The organism is Blautia sp. 210820-DFI.6.14 (assembly GCF_020558815.1).
Taxonomy (GTDB): domain Bacteria; phylum Bacillota; class Clostridia; order Lachnospirales; family Lachnospiraceae; genus Blautia_A; species Blautia_A obeum.
Genome location: NZ_JAJCKS010000038.1, coordinates 1 through 18,685 on the forward strand (window position 1 = coordinate 1; position 18,685 = coordinate 18,685).

Annotated in this window: 20 protein-coding genes and 2 pseudogenes; 21 read left to right on the top strand and 1 reads right to left on the bottom strand. The window is 43.1% G+C overall.

Going from position 1 to position 18,685, the window contains the following annotated elements; all coding sequences use genetic code 11:
* Window positions 1-207: 207 nt before the first annotated feature.
* From LI112_RS16460 to LI112_RS16470, 3 genes are read left to right on the top strand one after another with little or no spacing between them, the layout of a single operon-like run.
* Window positions 208-2,088: a recombinase family protein gene (locus tag LI112_RS16460; RefSeq protein WP_227191107.1), complete on the top strand. Its 1,881-nt coding sequence runs from the start codon at window positions 208-210 to the stop codon at window positions 2,086-2,088.
* 26 nt (window positions 2,089-2,114) lie between these two features.
* Complete coding sequence (locus LI112_RS16465; RefSeq protein ID WP_097792205.1) at window positions 2,115-2,468, top strand: TnpV protein; 354 nt, start codon at window positions 2,115-2,117, stop codon at window positions 2,466-2,468.
* A gap of 16 nt (window positions 2,469-2,484) precedes the next feature.
* A complete protein-coding gene (locus tag LI112_RS16470; protein WP_021650276.1) occupies window positions 2,485-2,784 on the top strand; it encodes a hypothetical protein in 300 nt (99 codons plus the stop codon).
* A 27-nt stretch (window positions 2,785-2,811) separates the two neighbouring features.
* On the opposite strand, the gene LI112_RS16475 is transcribed toward LI112_RS16470, so the two are convergent.
* A complete protein-coding gene (locus LI112_RS16475; protein ID WP_021650277.1) occupies window positions 2,812-3,180 on the bottom strand; it encodes a helix-turn-helix transcriptional regulator in 369 nt (122 codons plus the stop codon).
* Window positions 3,181-3,324: 144 nt separating this feature from the next.
* Here LI112_RS16475 and LI112_RS16480 point away from each other — a divergent pair, with 144 nt between their 5' ends.
* From LI112_RS16480 to LI112_RS16565, 18 genes and pseudogenes are all read left to right on the top strand, one after another.
* Window positions 3,325-3,504, top strand: a complete 180-nt coding sequence (locus LI112_RS16480) for a helix-turn-helix domain-containing protein (RefSeq protein WP_097792203.1) — start codon at window positions 3,325-3,327, stop codon at window positions 3,502-3,504.
* A complete protein-coding gene (locus LI112_RS16485; protein WP_014081151.1) occupies window positions 3,497-4,162 on the top strand; it encodes a response regulator transcription factor in 666 nt (221 codons plus the stop codon). Before LI112_RS16480 ends, LI112_RS16485 begins: the two co-directional genes overlap by 8 nt.
* An 84-nt stretch (window positions 4,163-4,246) precedes the next feature.
* Complete coding sequence (locus LI112_RS16490; protein ID WP_015533989.1) at window positions 4,247-5,167, top strand: ATP-binding cassette domain-containing protein; 921 nt, start codon at window positions 4,247-4,249, stop codon at window positions 5,165-5,167.
* Window positions 5,160-5,966, top strand: a complete 807-nt coding sequence (locus tag LI112_RS16495) for an ABC transporter permease (protein ID WP_055057437.1) — start codon at window positions 5,160-5,162, stop codon at window positions 5,964-5,966. The genes LI112_RS16490 and LI112_RS16495 overlap by 8 nt, the downstream gene beginning before the upstream one ends.
* Window positions 5,967-5,980: 14 nt before the next feature.
* On the top strand, window positions 5,981-6,895 hold the full coding sequence (locus LI112_RS16500; protein WP_014081148.1) for a sensor histidine kinase KdpD: 915 nt from the start codon (window positions 5,981-5,983) through the stop codon (window positions 6,893-6,895).
* Between the two features lie 685 nt (window positions 6,896-7,580).
* Complete coding sequence (locus LI112_RS16505) at window positions 7,581-7,817, top strand: helix-turn-helix domain-containing protein (protein WP_015533395.1); 237 nt, start codon at window positions 7,581-7,583, stop codon at window positions 7,815-7,817.
* Window positions 7,768-8,022: a winged helix-turn-helix domain-containing protein gene (locus LI112_RS18565; protein WP_227231715.1), complete on the top strand. Its 255-nt coding sequence runs from the start codon at window positions 7,768-7,770 to the stop codon at window positions 8,020-8,022. Before LI112_RS16505 ends, LI112_RS18565 begins: the two co-directional genes overlap by 50 nt.
* A gap of 272 nt (window positions 8,023-8,294) precedes the next feature.
* A complete protein-coding gene (locus LI112_RS16515; RefSeq protein WP_055057436.1) occupies window positions 8,295-8,735 on the top strand; it encodes an ECF-type sigma factor in 441 nt (146 codons plus the stop codon).
* 56 nt (window positions 8,736-8,791) lie between these two features.
* Window positions 8,792-9,292 (top strand): DUF3846 domain-containing protein, encoded by a 501-nt coding sequence (locus LI112_RS16520; protein ID WP_015533396.1) that lies wholly within the window; start codon window positions 8,792-8,794, stop codon window positions 9,290-9,292.
* Between the two features lie 524 nt (window positions 9,293-9,816).
* Window positions 9,817-10,542, top strand: coding sequence for a DUF4240 domain-containing protein (locus tag LI112_RS16525; RefSeq protein ID WP_055153011.1), 726 nt, complete (start codon window positions 9,817-9,819; stop codon window positions 10,540-10,542).
* A 21-nt stretch (window positions 10,543-10,563) separates the two neighbouring features.
* Window positions 10,564-12,540, top strand: coding sequence for an ATP-dependent DNA helicase (locus tag LI112_RS16530; RefSeq protein ID WP_055057433.1), 1,977 nt, complete (start codon window positions 10,564-10,566; stop codon window positions 12,538-12,540).
* A 169-nt stretch (window positions 12,541-12,709) separates the two neighbouring features.
* On the top strand, window positions 12,710-13,828 hold the full coding sequence (locus LI112_RS16535; RefSeq protein WP_015533399.1) for a tyrosine-type recombinase/integrase: 1,119 nt from the start codon (window positions 12,710-12,712) through the stop codon (window positions 13,826-13,828).
* 12 nt (window positions 13,829-13,840) lie between these two features.
* The gene (locus tag LI112_RS16540; protein ID WP_227191108.1) at window positions 13,841-15,592 is read left to right on the top strand and encodes a tyrosine-type recombinase/integrase; all 1,752 of its coding nucleotides are present in this window, start codon (window positions 13,841-13,843) and stop codon (window positions 15,590-15,592) included.
* Entirely contained in the window at window positions 15,585-17,102 is a 1,518-nt protein-coding gene (locus LI112_RS16545) for a tyrosine-type recombinase/integrase (protein WP_015533402.1), read from the top strand. Before LI112_RS16540 ends, LI112_RS16545 begins: the two co-directional genes overlap by 8 nt.
* Window positions 17,068-17,451, top strand: coding sequence for a DUF6262 family protein (locus LI112_RS16550; protein ID WP_015533403.1), 384 nt, complete (start codon window positions 17,068-17,070; stop codon window positions 17,449-17,451). The genes LI112_RS16545 and LI112_RS16550 overlap by 35 nt, the downstream gene beginning before the upstream one ends.
* Before the next feature lie 286 nt (window positions 17,452-17,737).
* The gene (locus LI112_RS16555; protein WP_008400007.1) at window positions 17,738-18,160 is read left to right on the top strand and encodes a cupin domain-containing protein; all 423 of its coding nucleotides are present in this window, start codon (window positions 17,738-17,740) and stop codon (window positions 18,158-18,160) included.
* A gap of 25 nt (window positions 18,161-18,185) precedes the next feature.
* Window positions 18,186-18,500: pseudogene (locus LI112_RS16560) on the top strand (carboxymuconolactone decarboxylase family protein); the annotation flags it as partial.
* A gap of 1 nt (window position 18,501) precedes the next feature.
* Window positions 18,502-18,685: pseudogene (locus LI112_RS16565) on the top strand (cupin domain-containing protein); the annotation flags it as partial.

Here is an 18,685-nt window from a genome sequence, read left to right on the forward strand (position 1 = left end):
AGGGAAGATGATGAGAATTTCAAGAATCCAGTAGATCTGATGTTTGATGAACTGGAGCAGAAAGACCCGAACCATTTTGCGGTAAGGCAGTACAAAAAATACAAGCTGGCTGCCGGTGATATATGCTCTAAGTGACTTCTTAATCATGATTTTGTCATGGTTAGTGAAGCAATCACTTAGAGCATTTTTGTTTCAGGAGGTACAGCCATGAGAAATGAAAAAATCACCCCACTGTACGAGCGCCTGAGCCGGGACGATGAGCTACAGGGCGAGAGCAACTCCATATCCAACCAAAAACAGATGTTAGAGGATTTTGCCCGCCGGAATGGGCTGCCCAACCCTACGCACTTTACCGATGATGGTATCTCAGGCACCCGTTTTGACCGCCCCGGATTTTTGGCGATGATGGAGGAAGTGGAGGCAGGGCGTGTAGAGGCAATCGTCATCAAGGACATGAGCCGGTTAGGGCGTGACTATCTGAAAGTCGGCCAGGTCATGGAGATTTTGCGGCAGCGCGGCGTCCGGTTAATTGCCATCAATGACGGTGTGGACAGTCTGAAAGGCGACGATGATTTTACGCCCTTCCGCAATATCATGAATGAGTTTTACGCCCGCGACACCAGCCGGAAAATCCGCTCTGTGTTTAAGTCAAAAGGCATGAGTGGCAAGCACCTGACCGGCACGGTGATTTACGGCTACTTGTGGGATGAAAAGCGGGAGCATTGGTTGGTAGATGAGGAAGCTTCCGAAGTGGTACGCCGTATCTTCTCCCTCACGCTGGAGGGATATGGGCCTTATCAGATCGCCTGCAAATTATCCATAGACCGGATTGAAATTCCTGTCGTACACCTTGCCCGCTTCAACGAGGGTGTGAACCGTTCAAAGCCGGTCAAAGACCCCTATGGATGGGGATCATCTACCATCGTGAACATTTTGAAAAAACGAGAGTATTTAGGGCATACCATCAATTTCAAGACCCGCAAGCACTTTAAGGACAAGAAAAGCCACTATGTTTCTGAGGACGAATGGACGATCTTTGAGAATACCCATGAAGCCATTATCGACCAGCAGACCTTTGATTTGGCGCAGAAAATCCGCAGCAATGTACGGCGTTATCCAAACGGCTGGGGCGAAGCGGCTCCCCTCACAGGCTTGCTCTATTGTGCCGATTGCGGCGGCAAGATGTATGTCCACCGCACCAACAATGGCAAGCGGGTTTCTCAATATACCTGTTCCAATTATACCAAAGTTCCGTGTGGGACACTATGCCCTACACAACACCGTATCAATGAGAGTGCTGTCCTGACATTGGTTTCCGACACGCTCCGGGCTATCGCTGAATATTCGAGAAATGACCGGACGGAATTTATTCACACTGTTCAGGAGACGCAGGTTGCTCAACAGAGTGCCGATATATCGAAAAAGCGCAGGCGTCTGGCTGCTGCCCAAAAGAGAGCCGGAGAACTGGAAAAACTGATTTGCAAAATCTATGAGGACAATGCCCTCGGCAAGCTGCCGGATGCACGATATAGGGCGCTTGATGCACAGTATGCCAAAGAGCAGGACGCACTTGAGATTGAAATTGCGGAGCTGGAAAAGGCTGTTACCGGCTACGAGCAAAGCCAGAAATCAGCGGAGAAATTTATAGCCCTGATTGATAAGTACGAGAATTTTGACACGCTGACAAACACCATGCTCAATGAGTTTGTAGAGAAAATCCTTGTCCACGAACGCGCCAGAAAAGGTAGTCAGGACACCACGCAGGAAATTGAAATCTACTTCAATTTTTTAGGACGCTATATCCCACCATCCTTACAGCCGGTTCCTTTAACCCCGGAGGAACAGGAAGAACTGCGGAAAAAAGAAGAACGCAAGGACAGGCTTCATCAGAATTATTTGAAGCGGAAAGCCAGCGGCGCACAGAAACAGTATGAGGACAAAATCAAGGCGAAGAAAAAAGCGGAAATGGACGCTAAGAAAGCCCTGATCCGGGCTGAGGATATGAAAAAAGGTGTTTTTTCTACTATCGGTCAGCTACCAAAAGAAGAACCGCGCAAAGGCAGCATAGCAGCCAGCGCAGCAGTCTAATCATCACGAAGCAAAGGAGAATGAATATGAGTAAGTTGACTTACATTCGTTGTGGAGATTATGATATACCAAACCTAAAACTTTCTGAACAGCCGGAAACTTCTATCGGCAAGTACGGCAAAATGCGAAAATCCTACCTAAAGGAACATCGCCCCATTCTCTACAACCATCTGCTGATGAGCGAGAAGCTGTATCCACACCTGTTAGAGATTGAGCGGACAGCACAGGGGCGTGTGGAAACTATGTTGCCTCACATGATGGAGACTGCGGGTGTCACGGAAGAACTGAAAGCCTGTGACCCCATGCGTTGGGTGGGGCTGATGAACACATTAACGGCACAGATTGAGGAAATTTTAATCAGGGAACTGATTTGCAGCTGAATGGGAGGTGCGGGAAATGCTGACCTTTGAAAAGATTTTGAAAGTGTTTCAGGCATATCTGGATGATGATCCTCTGTATGAGGTGGTTCAGACCAGCCACGGTTATACATTGATGGCATGGGAACCCCACCGGAATGACTGGTACAGCGCTGAAATACAGAAAACCCCGGAGGATTTACGGAACGCTTTGTTGGGTACATACGCCAACTTTCTGGAAGATAAGATTACCGGAAATGACCGTGACCTGACTGTGACAGAAACCGGAGAAATCCAGCAGAGGTGTCGGGAACTTTTGGAAAAGTGCCGGGAAACATGATACAGAAACGCCAGAAGGAGGCCGCGATTATGCGTCCTCCTTCTGCTTCGCAGTCTGTTCCATTTTGAGCGCCCCGTCTATGGCACCTTCGATAATCGGCAGGTATTCTTCAGGGCAAAGCTTCAGCTTGTGGCTGACCCGTTGCCGCTGTTCGCTTTCTTCTCGTATAATCTCCGGGTTAAAATACCGTTCCACGGGAAGTCCGCAGACCTTAATCAACTGGATCATCACAGGCAGGCTCGGAATCGCACCTTGATTCTCAATGTTGGCAAGATACCGCCATTCAATCCCAACCATTTCTGCCAATGTTTTTCGTGCCAGACGCTTTGCCTCTCGTGCAGCTTTGACATCTGCACCGAAGGTTTCAAAACCGGGACAATCTTCAACTTTCGCCATATAACATCACCCAGTTACATTGTATAATTCATACTTCGCCCGTGGAATGTTGCTATATGCAGATTGGTTGAAGTTTATAATTCACATTTCGTTCCTTGCATTGTTCGAGAAAGAGAACTATAATGTACTCTGTGGAGGTGCGAAATGGACTATATGACATTGAAAGAGGCCGCCGAGAAGTGGGGCGTGACACCTCGTAGGGTAAATTATTTTTGTGCTGGTGGGCGTATCCCCGGCGCTGTGAAGATGGCTGGTGTTTGGCTGATCCCAAAGAACGCAGAAAAGCCGACTGATAGACGCAGAAAGGAGTTTCAACATGAATAATGTTTTAATTATCGAAGATGATAAAGAAATTTGCGTTATGATAAAAGACCATCTGGAAAAGTACAATTATCAAGTCTTCTTCACACTTACTGGTGCAAATGCGATTGAACGTATAAAAGAATTATCCCCAGATTTAATTATTTTAGATTTAATGCTTCCTTTTATCAGTGGAGATGAGTTAATTAGAAATATCAGAAAATTTTCAGACGTACCTGTAATTGTTGTTTCTGCAAAAAGTTTAACATTCAACAAAGTCGAACTGCTACGCTTGGGTGCTGATGACTATTTAACAAAGCCGTTTGATTTGGACGAATTACTAGCGCGAATTGAACGCAATTTGCTAAGAAGTCAAAAAGATACTCCCAATCTTTGTTTGACCTTTGGAGAACTTTCCATTAATACATCTTCAAAAATAGTTACTGTTGCAGACGAAATTATTGTGCTTACAGCAAAAGAGTATCAACTTGTAGAACTACTGGCGAAATATCCTGATAAAGTTTTTTCTAAGCAAAATCTTTATGAAAGTATTTGGCAAGAACCATTTGCAAGGGATAATGATGTCATTAACACACATATAAGTAACTTACGAAAAAAATTAAAGGGCGAAGGCTGCCGAATTAAGACCATATGGGGCTTGGGTTACCGATTTGCAAAGTGAGCTTTAGATAATCTTTAGCTTTACCTTTAGATTATTCAAGGAATTGTCTGCGATACTAAATAACAAGAAAGGAGCTGTGAAAAAATGAACGTAACAGTTTTTGAAGCTATCAACATCACAAAAAAGTATCGCAATACACTAGCCCTAAATCAAGTATCTATGTCTGTAATGCAAGGAGATATTTATGGGTTTATCGGAGAAAACGGTGCCGGTAAAACAACAATGATTCGTTTACTAACCGGACTGGCAGAACCTACTACTGGCAAAATTGCTTTATTCGGTGAAAGCAATAAGAAACTTGCAAAGCAGCGTGAGCGCATTGGCTGTATTATTGAAAGCCCTTCTCTTTATCTTGATATGACAGCCTATGAAAATTTGGAGGTACAACGTTTGCAACGCGGTATTCCAGGAAAAGGTTGCATTGATAATGCTTTAGCATTAGTTGGTTTGAAAGATACCGGAAAGAAAAAAGCAAAAGATTTCTCTTTGGGTATGCGGCAGAGACTAGCTCTCGCAATCGCTTTGCTTGGGAATCCTGAATTTCTCGTACTAGATGAACCAATTAACGGACTAGACCCTACTGGAATTATCGAATTAAGAAACTTACTCAAAAGACTAAATAAAGAACGTGGAATCACTATTTTGATTTCAAGTCACATTCTCACGGAACTTCATCAATTAGCAAATAGATATGGTATCTTACATGAGGGGAAACTTTTACAGGAAATTACCGCTACAGAGTTAGACAAACGCTGCAAAAAGCATTTGTTGTTGCAAGTGAATGATGTAGCTGCTGCTAGTGTTTTATTGGAAAGCAAACTGAATACTTCAAATTTTTCTGTTATGCCAGACAAAAGTATTCATCTATATGATTATGTTGAAAATGCCGGAAAAGTATCAGCGTTGCTAAGTGCAAATAATATTACGATTTATCAGTTAGCACAATCTGGAGATAGTCTTGAAACTTATTACACTAATTTGATAGGAGGGTGCCAAAATGATTAACCATTTTAAAGCTGAATTTTATAAATTGCGTCACTCAAAGATATTGATAACTATATTAGGCGTATGTGCGGCGGTTATAATGGTCTCTTTTGCACTTGGTGACATGACTTTTTTTGGAGCCGGAGATGGAACAGAAAGTGTAATCGGATTTCAAGCTAAGTGTTATCTATCTAGTGAAATACCAACGTTTCAAACTGTTGCCCGCTCATCTCTTGCATATACAGCCTTTTTCTGGATTATTGGCATTTTATTTGCAACCATATTTTTTACAAAAGAATATAATACGGGTACAATCAAATTATCTGTTGCATACGGCACTAAACGAACTATTCTCTACTACACCAAAGCGATTACAATATTGGTGGTGTCTCTGATAACGTATCTGATTTTTGTAGCTACATTTTTCGTTATTGAAATCATACAATCCGGTTACATTCCAACTGCGAGTGAAGTAATAAACCTTTTGGGATGGGCTCTTGCTTGCGGAACGGTTTTATTAGCATTAGAAAGCATTTCTATTTTTTTATGTGTCGTTATTCAAAATACAGGGATTGTAACAGGGATTTGCTGCTTATATGTATTCAGTGGAGCGTCTGTTTACTTAATGCTATGGAGTGATATGGAGACGGTTTCAATACCCTTAAAATTTTTTGTATATGGAAATCCTATGTACTATTGGATGAATTTCAGCTCTTGTCGCACAATGGGTATTATTGAGCATTTACCATTCTATTTCATAGGGTGCATTTCTCTTTTGATTGTTGGCGGTCTTATTATGATTAGAAAAGAAATCAAGTAAAAGGGAGGTAGAATATGGGTTGGGCGATTATGTTTCTTGTTCTGATAGCATTGGTCATTATCCTTTCAATTTCTTTAATTAACTGGAAAATACAGATATATAAAGTAATCGTCCAACTAAATGCTATTCTGAATAGAAAAACGAAAAAGTTAGTTACAGTGTCTTTATCTGATAGGCGGTTAGAGCATTTGGTTGAAATCATAAATCAGATTGTATCAAAAGATAATATTTATCTGGGCGAAATTCAAAAAAAGGAGAATGAATTAAAAGAGAATATTTCTTGCCTTTCTCATGATTTACGGACACCACTAACTTCCATTCGCGGATATTTGCAACTTCTATCAAGTGCGCCTGATGAAAAAAGAGCGGAATATATTTCAGCATTATCCGGAAAAGCATTGAGATTAGAACGTCTCATAGATGACTTTTATCAAATCTCTCTTTTAGAAGCAGGACAATATCCATTTTACTATGAAAAGGTTGAGCTATGCTCATTGCTTACTGAAATCCTGCTAGACAATTATTCGATTTTCAGCGTTAATGGAATTGAACCCCAAATAGAAATACCTAATATGGACATCTATCTTAATGCTGACAGAAAGGCGTGTATTCGCATTATACAAAATCTTATATTCAATGCGGTAACATCCACTACAAATAATGTTGTAATTCAACTAATTAATATTGCAGATTCTGTACAACTCTGTATTAAAAATCCTGTTGCATCTATTCCTACAGAAGAATATTCAAAACTGTTGGAACGCTTTTATGTAGCAGATGTTTCAAGAAGTAATGGTACGTCTGGACAAGGACTTTACATTGTGAAAAAGCTATTACTTATGATGAATTGTACAAATCCAATAATTGAAATACATGACCATAATTTTATGATTACGATTGATTTTTCGCCCTTACTCATAAAAAAATAATCTGCCGGACGACGGCAAAAGAAAAAAAGCCGTCGCAAAGCAGAGGTATTTTCACGCGCCATTTCTAAATTACGGCGGCTTTGATTTTCAGAGCCGCCGCTTCTTTTTGCCTATCGGCAAGTCTACGACGACCCTAACACCGTAAAAACGGCGGCTAATGGAGGTAGCCGCCATGATATATAGAGCGTATCGACAAAGTACGGCACATTTCAGCTTATCAAAAAAAGCTCGTCCACCGCCGGGGACACTTCTACCCTCATATATGAACTGTCAAATCATCTAACCCCTTTTCCGTTTCGTATCAATCCGCAGCAGCCCCGTATGTTCCTTGACAAAGAAAGCGACGCAAGATAACGGCGACGCAGTATAGGGCAAACCGGGTACGTCCTTTTTGCGCCGAGCCATACAGAGGGTGCGCCATGACGCTATTTCCTTATCGGGAAAAGCCGAGCGAAAAACACCGCGACGGGAAGCAAGTTAGCAGCTTGCGGGCGACGACACGCATTGAGGGAAGATAAGCCTTTACATCCACAGTCCGAGCGTTCAGAGCGTCGCAGGCAATGGGTAAAGCTGCCTTAAATGAGCAGGGGTGCAATTCCCGCGAGGTTGTGCTAACAGCCGCCCGGTTAAAGCCCACTTTTTGTAACTTGACTTTTTAGCCATTTATGAAAGGGGGTATTTTCCTATGGCAAAAAAGGAAACAACAAGCCCCGCTATCCCTGTATTCCCTATGTTAAAGACCGTTGAGCAAATGAGCAAGATTAGCGGTATCGGGGAAAATAAGCTGCGCGAGCTTATGGATAGCGGCGAGCTTGAATATATACAGAATGGAAACCGCCGTTTGATAGCTGACGCTGCAATCTGGGACTGGTATCACAGGGCAAAGACGACAGCGAAGCCCCCAGCACGACAGGGAGGTTAAGCTATGGCTATACACATTTGAACAGATTTACCAGCTTGTATGGAAAGATTATTCTGTTGGTGATATTAAAAATATCATCTGGTGTCTGGTAAAGCGATTGAGAAAAAAGTTGAATGTCGTTGAAGACGGTGCCGGGAATTGCATTGTCAGTGTCAGGGATATAGGTTACAAATTTGAATTGAATAATGAAAACGAACAGCAGTAAGGCGAATAATCCGTAAAAAGATTGTTCGTCTTATTTTATTTGTGCTGGAAAGAAGGTGATAAAAATTGACCGTCAATTGACAGGTTTCTGACCGTTAACTGACAGGTGCATCCGATACACTGTGCCTTTGTAAAGATATGATTACAAAGGAGATCCGTGTTTGCAGGGAAACAGCAGAGATGCCGGACATTCCTGTGGACAGGAAGAACGAGCCAGATCACCGCCACACTCCGATTTGATTTCACAAAAATTCAGATCGGAGGAAAAGATAAGTGGCTTATAACAAAGCAAAAGAAGAATATAGATGGAACCAGTGGAAAGCAGAGGAAGAGAAGATCCTGCGTGAGCAGGGTGTGGATGAAGAGACGATCCAGAAGCTCCGGGAGTATGACTGGAACGATTTTAACGCAGAGCGGAGATTCCGGGAACATCAGACCTCACTTCTGGACTGTATGGAACTGCTTCTGGAAGAAAAAGAATCAGGAGAGTCTCAGCCAGAGAGTGTGGAAGCCCTGCTCGATACCGTGGAGAATGAGGAATTGCTCCAGATCCTGTTATCGACTGACAAGAAAACTCTTCAGATGGTTGTTCTGAAGATGATGGGATATGCACCAAAGGAGATCAGCCATCACATGGAACTGCCGGAGCAGACTGTTTATACAAGACTGCGGAGGTTACGGGAGAAAATCAAAAAGTCCATGAAATTTGAATAAAACAAAAGGCTCTCATCGGCTGATTATCAGAACGAACAGACAGGAGGATTGATACGATGGATGAGAAAGAAGTGTCCGAAATGCAGGAAGAAATGATGACGGTGCTGGTAGTCGAGCCGATGAAAGCACCCTATGTCAAGAACATCCCCAATGAGCTGGAGGATCTGCAGCAGGCGGTAGGCGGTGACATTGAAATGACCTATCCGTTTGATGATAAAGTTGGAATCCTTTTAAACGGCAATGGAAAATTTGAGGGGCTGCCGTTAAATCGGGCATTGTACGATGACCGAGGACAGGTCTATGATGCCATTGCCGGAACATTCCTTGTAGTAGGACTGACAGAAGACGATTTTACTTCGCTGACACCGGAGCAGATTGAAAAGTTTAAAGAAAAATATCAGTCACCGGAAATTTTCACCCTGTTTAACGGGGAACTTCATGTGATGAAGATGCCGCCGGAAGAAGCCAAAGAGCAGAAAGAAAAGCAGAAGAAAGATGCACAGCAGAAGAATCCGGCAAAAGGAAAAAAGAAAAACAGATCCGGGGAATCACGATAAAAAATTTTTTTGTGAAGTGAATAAAAAAATACACTGCCATCGGCTAGTAAGCAGAGGGACATCCCTCGGCTGTTCTTTGGCAAGTGAATATCGGCACTACAGGTACGTTCCCAACCGTAGAAGCGTGACAGTATGAGCGCCATGATTAAGTATAGGGTAAAGATTCTTAGACTTGGAGCGAGAAAGCATAGCTGTGAATAAGGCGGTGGCAGCCTTTCGCCAAGATCACGGATGGGGGATAATGATACACGTTACCAGCCAGAGAGCGGAAGATGGACTCCGGGTTGTAATCAGAAAGCCCCCCAGGACATCTGTGAGCGGCGGCAGGCCAGCCGCCCGCCTGTAGTGTCCCCTTTCCCAGAAGAAATACAGGGATAGTTCCGGGGGTGCGAGGTCAAATGCGGAACAGCAAGATAAAAAAGAAATCAATGAAGAAGTGTGTCGTTGATATCAGATACCATGCGGCTGTGGGAGACTACAGCCGTATTCTTGTGGTATTAACGTCACATCAAGGGGAGAGAAAGATGGAAGAAACAAAAAGAAGTGGGATGAGCAAGGATCAGTTCTGGAATCTGATTGAAAAAGCAAAGGAAGTGTGCGGCACCGATCTGGATGCTTCGGCGGTGTGGATCAAGCAACAGCTTTTCTATATGACACCGGAGGATGTTCTGCAATTCCATAATCTGGTTTACAGTTACCGGGATGCAGCTTATAAGTATGGCTTATGGACAGCGGCAGGTATTCTGATGGAAACAGGGTGCAGTGATGACAGCTTTTCCGATTTTCGGATGTGGTTGATCGCCCAGGGAAAAGATGTATATCTGAATGCCTTAAAAGATCCGGATTCCCTTTCCGGTGTAACTCCTTATGGATACTGTAGTTTTGAATCATTGGGATATATCTCATCGCAGGTCTACAGTGCCATGAAAGGAAAAAATATTTACCAGGATAGTACAGCCAGAATGCAGATGGAAAGCTATGAGCAGGTGATCCGGGATATTGTGTACCATCCCATGATCGAGTATCCGTTGGAATTGCCAGAAGCCATGGTGGTTTATCCGAAACTCTGTGAAAGGCATTTGTCCGAGCAGGTAAGGAATGCTCCACAGAAGGTAAGGACATGGAATGTTTCCCGGACGGATATCCGAAGGATGATGGCACGGGGAAATGCTGCCATAAAGAAAATGCAGGAGCAGGGAGCAAAAGCACCGGAAGCAGTCAGATCCGTCCGTAAGGGTACGGTAAGATAAGCTTCCCGGCAAGGAGAAGTAATGTGTTATAAAAATGAATATCAAAAAAGGGCGCATGGCGAAGTGGAAAGAATCTTTCGGGAACTTCTACCGGAAGTCGGGCTTCACGTAAGAGAAGAACAGATCCGTCTCTGCCATGAAATGCTGGATGCCCTTATGAAAAATGAGATCACGCTCTGTGATGCAGGAGTGGGCATTGGAAAAACCTATGCCTATCTGACTGCCTGCATCCTGATGCGGAAATATAGTGTACTGCATTCCGGTTATTCGGGATGTGACAGGCGGCCTGTGGTGGTATCCACTTCCAGCATTGCCTTACAGAAAGCTATCATAGAGGAATATGTTCCTTTTTTATCGGATGTACTGTTAAAAGCAGATCTGCTTCAGGGAGAATTAAAGGCAGTTGTCCGCAAGGGAAAGGAACATTTTGTATGCGATTACAGGCTGGCCCAAAGACTGGAGGCAGTCCGGGATAAGAATAAAAATCAGGCACAGATGGAGGCATTGAAGTCCCTCCGGCATAACTTTGATTTAGATTCCGTACATAACCTGAGCGGTTTTGACCGCAGGCTGGTGTGCGTACCGAAATTCTGCCCCAGGGAGTGTCCGGGGAAAGCAGGATGCCGTTATCAGAAATATTTGGATGTTTCCAAAAAAGAGGAAGTTTTTATACAGATATGCAATCACAATTATCTTCTGGCAGACGCCATGCACCGGATGAATGAATACCGGCCTCTGCTGGCGGATTACAGAGCATTGGTAGTAGATGAAGCACATAAGCTCCCAGAAGCTGCCAGCCAGATGGATGGGAGAAGTATTGGAAGAGAGGATGTGCAGGAAATCTCGTATTTCTTAAACAGGGAGCATAAAAGTTCGGAAGGTAAGAGACTACAGGATTGGTTTAATACACTTTCAATGGAAATCCGTAAGGATCAGGCCGGGATGGGAGATGACATAGCTGGAAAAGAAAATTTCTATTTTCCGGCAAAGTGCCGATCTTCTCTGGAGCAGGTAAGGGGGAATCTCAGTCTTATGCTTAAAAGACTTGCTGGAAATGTCCCTTACTGGATCTTCCGGCGGCTGGAAGAGATGGAAGAGCTGTTCGGCTGGTTTCTGAAGAAGGATACCAGATACGTTTTATTTCTTCAGCCAGACGGCAGGGGAGATCCTGTGTTTATGGCTGTTAGCAGAGAGATTCCAAGGTTTCTCCATGATTCCTTATGGGACAGGGGATTTCCCTCGATTCTCACCAGTGGAACTTTAAAAGCCGGAAATGGGTTTGTAAGGACCAGACAGATGACCGGGCTGGAAAAGAAAAGCAGAGTCCGGGAGTGTGTAGCAGAATCCCCATTTTGTTACAGAGAGAACTGTCTGCTCTATATTCCTGAGAATTTAAAAGCGACGCTCAAGGGAAGCCGGGAAGAGGTCGAGCAACTTGCAGGCCAGATCCGTGATCTGGTGTGTTCTACTTTTGGGCATACACTGGTACTGTTTACATCTTATACCCTGATGGGAAATGTGCAGCAGCTCCTGCGGGATCAGATCCCGTTCCCGATGGTGCAGGTATGGAGAAACTCACAGGAAGAAATCGCACGGTTTAAGAAGATGGAAAATGCCGTTCTGTTTGCAGCCGGCTCCTGTTGGGAAGGTGTGGATTTTCCGGGGGATATGGTATCGTCCCTGATCATTGTAAAATTGCCGTTTGCTGTACCGGACCCCATCCATGAAGCACAAAGGGAACAATACCGATCACTGGAATCCTACATTCAAAATGTTGTTGTTCCAGATATGCAGAAGAAACTGCGCCAGGGATTCGGACGGGCGATCCGGACGGAGCAGGACACCTGTGTAGTGTCCATTTTAGACCACCGAGCGGCAAAGAAAGGAAAGTACCGGGGAGATGTTCTGGACGCCCTGCCAAAGTGCCAGATGGCAGAAAAAATCGATGAAGTAGAGGACTTTATCCGAAGCCGGAAAGTGGAGCGTTACTACAGCTGATAACATCCGTGGTGTTGTTGGTTCTGCCCAGATCTGGACAGAAAATAAGACAAAAAGTTTAGTGGTATTTCAGGAGCGGTTTTGACCGAATTGGTGGTATTTGTGATAGCTTTATCGGCATGAGTTGGGTATACTGTGTATAGCGTTAGAGGAAAGGAAGTGAGCAGGAATGAGACGATATGAACTGGAAAAAGAAAGAGAGGGTTCCACCGTTTATTTCTTTATCAGAGATGTGGAAACACTGGATATCGTCCTGCTTCCAACCAAATATCTGATGCACAAGATACGGAGTAAATGTTCACCGAATACGGTGCGGCGCTCCGCACTTGCAATCCTGTACTATCTGGAATACATCCATGAAAAGAAAAAGGAATTGACAGACGTATATCAAATGCCTTATGTTGAACAGACAAATCACTTTGTGGAATTTTTATACTGGCTGAAAGCCGGGAAGCATACCAGAGATAAAAATCACAGATCTCCAAACAATGGAACCTGCAACGCATACTTAAGAGATGTGTTCAGGTTCTATCTTTTTATAGAAGAAGAGTACCAGCAGTTCGGGGAGCTGAAAGTCCTGTCCTATAATTATTTTGTAGCCGTGGATGCAGTAGGCGTAAAGAAAAGCATACGATCAAAGAGTTTCAAAGGCTATTTAAAAGAGGAAGAGCATAAGGCGAGAGCAGCAAAGAAAGATGAAATTGTGGAAATCTTGAAAGCGTGTACCAATATAAGAGATCGGCTTCTCATGCTGCTTCTGGCAGAGACAGGCTACCGAATCGGTGAGATCTTAGGAATTGATTACAGTAAGGACATTGATTATCAGAACCACATAATCCGGGTATATTTCCGTGAGGACAATGAAAATGGAGCGAGAGCAAAGAATGCAGAATACCGAAGTGCGAAGATCAGCAAAGATACCTTCGGCTTTTTAAATCTGTATATCGCAGAGTACCGAAAACTACTTCAGCACCAGACAAGCCTGTTTGTGAATATTTCCGGGGATAATATCGGAAAACCAATGAACGTGGAAGCAGTATACTCCATGCTAAAAAGAATGGATAAGAAAACAGGGATTAAGATCACGCCTCATATGCTCCGGCATTACTTTGGAAATGAGCGGAGAAAAGCAGGATGGTCGCTGGAACTGATACAGCTGGCCTATGGACACCGCCACATCCAGACAACCATCAATTATCTGGACATTGTGGATGATGAACTGCTGGATGCCAGCCAGGAATTCTACGAGAAACACTCCTCCCTGTATGGGATTGAGGAATTGCTATAGGAGGTGGTTTTTATGCCTGCGTTTTTACAGTCTTTTATAGAGGCAGAACAAGAACGGAGCAGGCGGATTGAGCAGCTACGAAAAGAAATCCGGGAGTTTGCAAAAGAGGAAGCAGGAAGTTCCATTACAGAACAGATTCTGCTGTTTCTGGCAGATGAGATGGTAGAACATCTTTCGGAAATAGATTATGAACTGCGAATGAAATTTGAATTATACATAACACCGCTGATAAAGCGAAATTACATTTACCGATATACCGGAACGTTCGACCGGATACGGCAGGCGTACATCCGGGAACGGATGAAAACTCCGGCTGGACAGAGGGAATGTGAATGGAAATATAAAAATGAAATACTTTTTGTTCCATACCACTCAGATCCTGTAATCGTAAAGAGTGTGGAAACGGTACGGTGTCGGAGCAACATGGTCTGGAATTTTAAAGCGGCAGCCAGTGAGAAACTGAAACGTCAGATTTTTACCGTGCTGGAATATATTCTGAAGAATTATGAAATTTCCAGACTGAGGGAATATAAACTGACCGGGCTACAGCTTTTTTACGAATTTTGCATCCGGGAGCAGATTACAGATATCCAGCTTCTGGAGCTGGAACAGGAAACAGCATTTCAGGACTACCTGAAGCAGAAAGTCGAGAAAGAGCAACGGCGAAAACGACTGAAGAGCATTGTGGAAACTGCCCGTAAAGTGATTTTTATAGAAACTGATGAAACAAGATGGGATGCTACCATCTGGTATTTAGAGCGGTTTCGTATTGCCAAAGAAAGAATAAACCAGAGTGACAGTATAGAAAAAATATCATTTCAGGAAGTTCTACAGCCCAAGAATCGATTGCTGCTTCAGGAATATATGAAGTACGAAATTGGAATCGGAGAACTGGCGCTCAGCACGGTGTACGAAAGATTCCGAACCATTCGAAATTTTTTGCAGGAGATCAGCGAACTGGAAGTTACCAAGTGTGATGCCAGCCTGATTGATGTATATTTAAAGAATTTGCAGAATGGTGCTATGGGAGCAAAGACATTTAATACCAATGTTTCGGGAATACAGTTTTTTATGAAATTTCTGGAAGTAAAGGGGTATATAAAAAAGGTTCCGTTTTATGCATCGTATTACTTGGAAAAACAGATCCCAGTCCACCATGACAGAAGTGTGGAAGAGGATGTGTATATGGAAATTATCCAAAACCTCTCACAGTTTCCTGAACACCTGAGAATGATGTTTTTACATCTCTGGTGTGTGGGACTCCGGATCAGTGAGGTCTGCACCTTAAAAGGGGATGCGTATTATATCCAGAATGGTGACTGCTGGACGAAGGTCTACCAGGTGAAAATGAAAAATTATAAAAGGGTTCCCATTCCGGTAACATTGTATCGTCTGATGCAGGTTTATCTGAAAAAGCACCCTACCAAAAAAGAAGCATACATTTTTCGGAATCGGAAAGGTGGAGCATTTTCCAAAAGCACCTTCATGGGGCAGATGAAAAAATACTGCTCCCAGATAGGCATACAGAATGGAGAATATATTTTTAAGTCTCATGATTACCGACATACCGTAGCAACCAATTTTTATGAGCATGGCGTATCAATCCAAAGCATCCGGGACTATCTGGGACATACGTTTGAGGAAATGACCATGCAGTATATAGATTATATGCCAAGAAAAATTGCTAAAGAAAATGACGCATACTTTGAGGAAGAGGAAAACAGCCTGCTTGCCTGTATGCAGAAAGGAGAGAAGCATGGATAATAAACTGAAATTCCAACAACTGGAATGTTATAAGCTGGCTACCGATGAGCAAAAGGAAAAGCTGAATAAGGAACAATATTTTGATCTGGATAAACTGCCGGAAAACCAGCTTCAGACAGAATTTGTCGAATACATTTACTACCGTGGAACGCAGGTATCCATCCTGACCATAAAAAGGGAAAGGCATTATTTTAACAGCTTATGTGAATTTTTTCAGAAGTCATCCCATCAGGAAAACAGCCTGCTTGACAGAGAAAAAGACTTCTGGATAAAGCAGTTGAAAATGTGGATGATACAAAACGGTAGGGCTTTGACGAAGCATAAAGTGACGAACATTCAGACTGAATCGGTGGAAAAAGCTGCCCTGATCCGGTATTTTGAAAGCCTTCTGGAATTTACACTGGACCGATCAGAAACCAATGAGCTGGCAAAGGATATCTGGCATCTGGAAAGGCTTCCGCTTATCCTGCGGACAAATCCGATTGTCAACCATAAGACACTAAATTTCAGAGGAATCCGGCAACCAGATATTCGGGAAGAAGTAAAAAAAGCAATTTACCATCATCTGAAAACCGAAGCCCTTGGCAGTATAAAACGTGAACTGTCCGCCATGAATAAATTTTCAAAGTATTTGGATGAAAAGCATTCCAAGATCAGCACCTGCGAAGAGATTGACCGGGAGATCATAGAACAATTTTTAATCAACATCAAGGTAGAATCAAACGGAGGGAATGGCATCCGGGATGACCTGCTAAAGCTTCGAAATGTGCTGGAAACAATCGGAAAAATTTATGATTTTCCACATCTTACAAAACTGTTTTTAAAATCTGATTTTCCGCCAGAACGGAAAGCAGAATTCAAATCTTATTCGGACAGTGAGCTGAAAAGACTGAATGCCCAGATTGTAAAAATGGAAGAGCAGATAGCAAGGGCAATGATCATCCACCAGATGCTTGGAACCAGAATTTCCGACACGCTGACCTTGCGGAAAGACTGCCTTTATAAACATGACCGTCAGGATATGATTATCATATACCAGCCGAAAACAAGAAGATATGAAAAACCGATCAGCCGGGAGCTGGCACAGCTGATTGGAAAGGCAGTCAGTTATGCAAATGAGCATTATCCTGAAAGCATTTATATCTTTGCGGACGAGAACAAACCGGAGAGACCAATCAGTTACCAAACCTTGCAGGATAAAGTGCTTCGAATGATCTATGAAAAAGATATCCGAGATGACAGCGGGAAATTATTCGGATTTGGAACGCATATGTTCCGGCACTGTTATGGGGTAAAGCTGACAGAACTCCATGTGGATGATTGGACCATAGCAAAGCTCCTGGGTCATAAAGGAGTGAAAAGCGTCCAGTACTACCGGAAAATGAGCAATCAGCGACTGGCAGATGAGACAAGGGAAGTAAGAAATCTTATGTCACAGATTATCTTAGCAAATCTGGACGGATGGGGAGAAGAATATGAGCAAATACGACAAGATGCTGGAATTGAATAAAAGAAAGAGCGAAGAAAAAGTGGAACGGGCAGTCCTGACAATACGGACAATGGTGTTGGAGAGAGAAAAGGTGTCCGTACCAGCACTGATGCAAAAGACTGGTTTATCTAGAGGATTCTTTTACAAGAATCCGATTGTAAGAGGTGAGATTGATGCAGCAATGGAACAGCAGGCTGGTATGGTGGATCCAAGGAGAAACATTATCAGTCAGGCGATGGAAGCGGAAATGAATCTGCTCCGGCAACAGCTACAGAAACTGAAAAGCGAAAATGAGAATCTAATAAAGGAAAACCAGAAGTTAAAAAAAGCACTATCCAAGAAAGAGTTGAATCTTATCAAACAGATTTAAGCTATATCATAATGCAAAGTAGGTCTGCCAGAATACAGCAGATCTGTTTTGCATTGTGATATAGAAACAGATTATGCTTAAAAGGCATTAAGCAACCCATAATAATGGGTATTGGACATAGAAAGCAATATGGGAGTATGATGATACCGATAAGAAATAGAGTGTACCTGAAATGCAAACTGTCACAGAAAAATTATGAACTTTATGTAAAAAGTTGCAAAATCTATTGACCTAGAGCTTACTTCAGGTTGTACCATAAAATAAAAAGAGCAAGGAGGAATTTTTTATGGATATCGAACAGATGAAAAAAGACTTAGGTGGAGGTAACGTATTTCCAATCGGTGAAGAAAACGTAGCATTCGCAAAGTATTTTACAGGTGAATGCTATTTGAATATGCTTACAACAGAGAGAGTACCAGTTGGTCTGGTTACTTTCGCTCCGGGAACAATCAATGCATACCACATCCATCATAAAGGTGGACAGATCCTTCTGGTTACTGGTGGAAGAGGATGGTACCAGGAAGAAGGAAAACCAGCTCGTGAATTGAAAGCTGGAGATGTAGTAAATATTTCACCAGAAGTAAAACACTGGCACGGGGCAGCGAAAGACAGCTGGTTCCAGCATCTGGCTGTTGAAGTTCCAGCAGAGGGAGCTTCCAACGAATGGCTGGAGTTTTTACCGGAAGAAGAGTATAACAAATTACCATAAATAAGAAAGATGGAGGTTTGATATCATGGCAAAGATCACACAGATAGCAGGAAGAAATGCTCTGGGAACATTTGCACCAGATTTTGCACATTTTAACGATGACATTCTTTTCGGAGAGAACTGGAATAACGAAGATATTGATTTAAAAACAAGAAGTATCATCACAGTTGTAGCACTGATGGCACAGGGAATCACAGATTCCTCTTTGAAATTCCATTTACAGAATGCAAAGGATCATGGGGTAACACAGAAAGAGATCGCAGCAATCATCACTCACGTAGCATTCTATGCAGGCTGGCCAAAAGGCTGGGCAGTCTTTAATCTTGCAAAAGAGGTTTGGAATGAGGACGAAGCAGAGAAATAACCTGGCAGAAACTGCTCGTCATGAAAGGGTCGCACAAAACACAGACGTGTATGCCGTTAAAGCCCGTAACTATAAGGGATTGCGGAGGGGTAGTCCAGTTTTATGCAGAAATAACTGGCACATCCATCATGCAAAAAGCGGAGGTGGGCAGATTCTGGTAT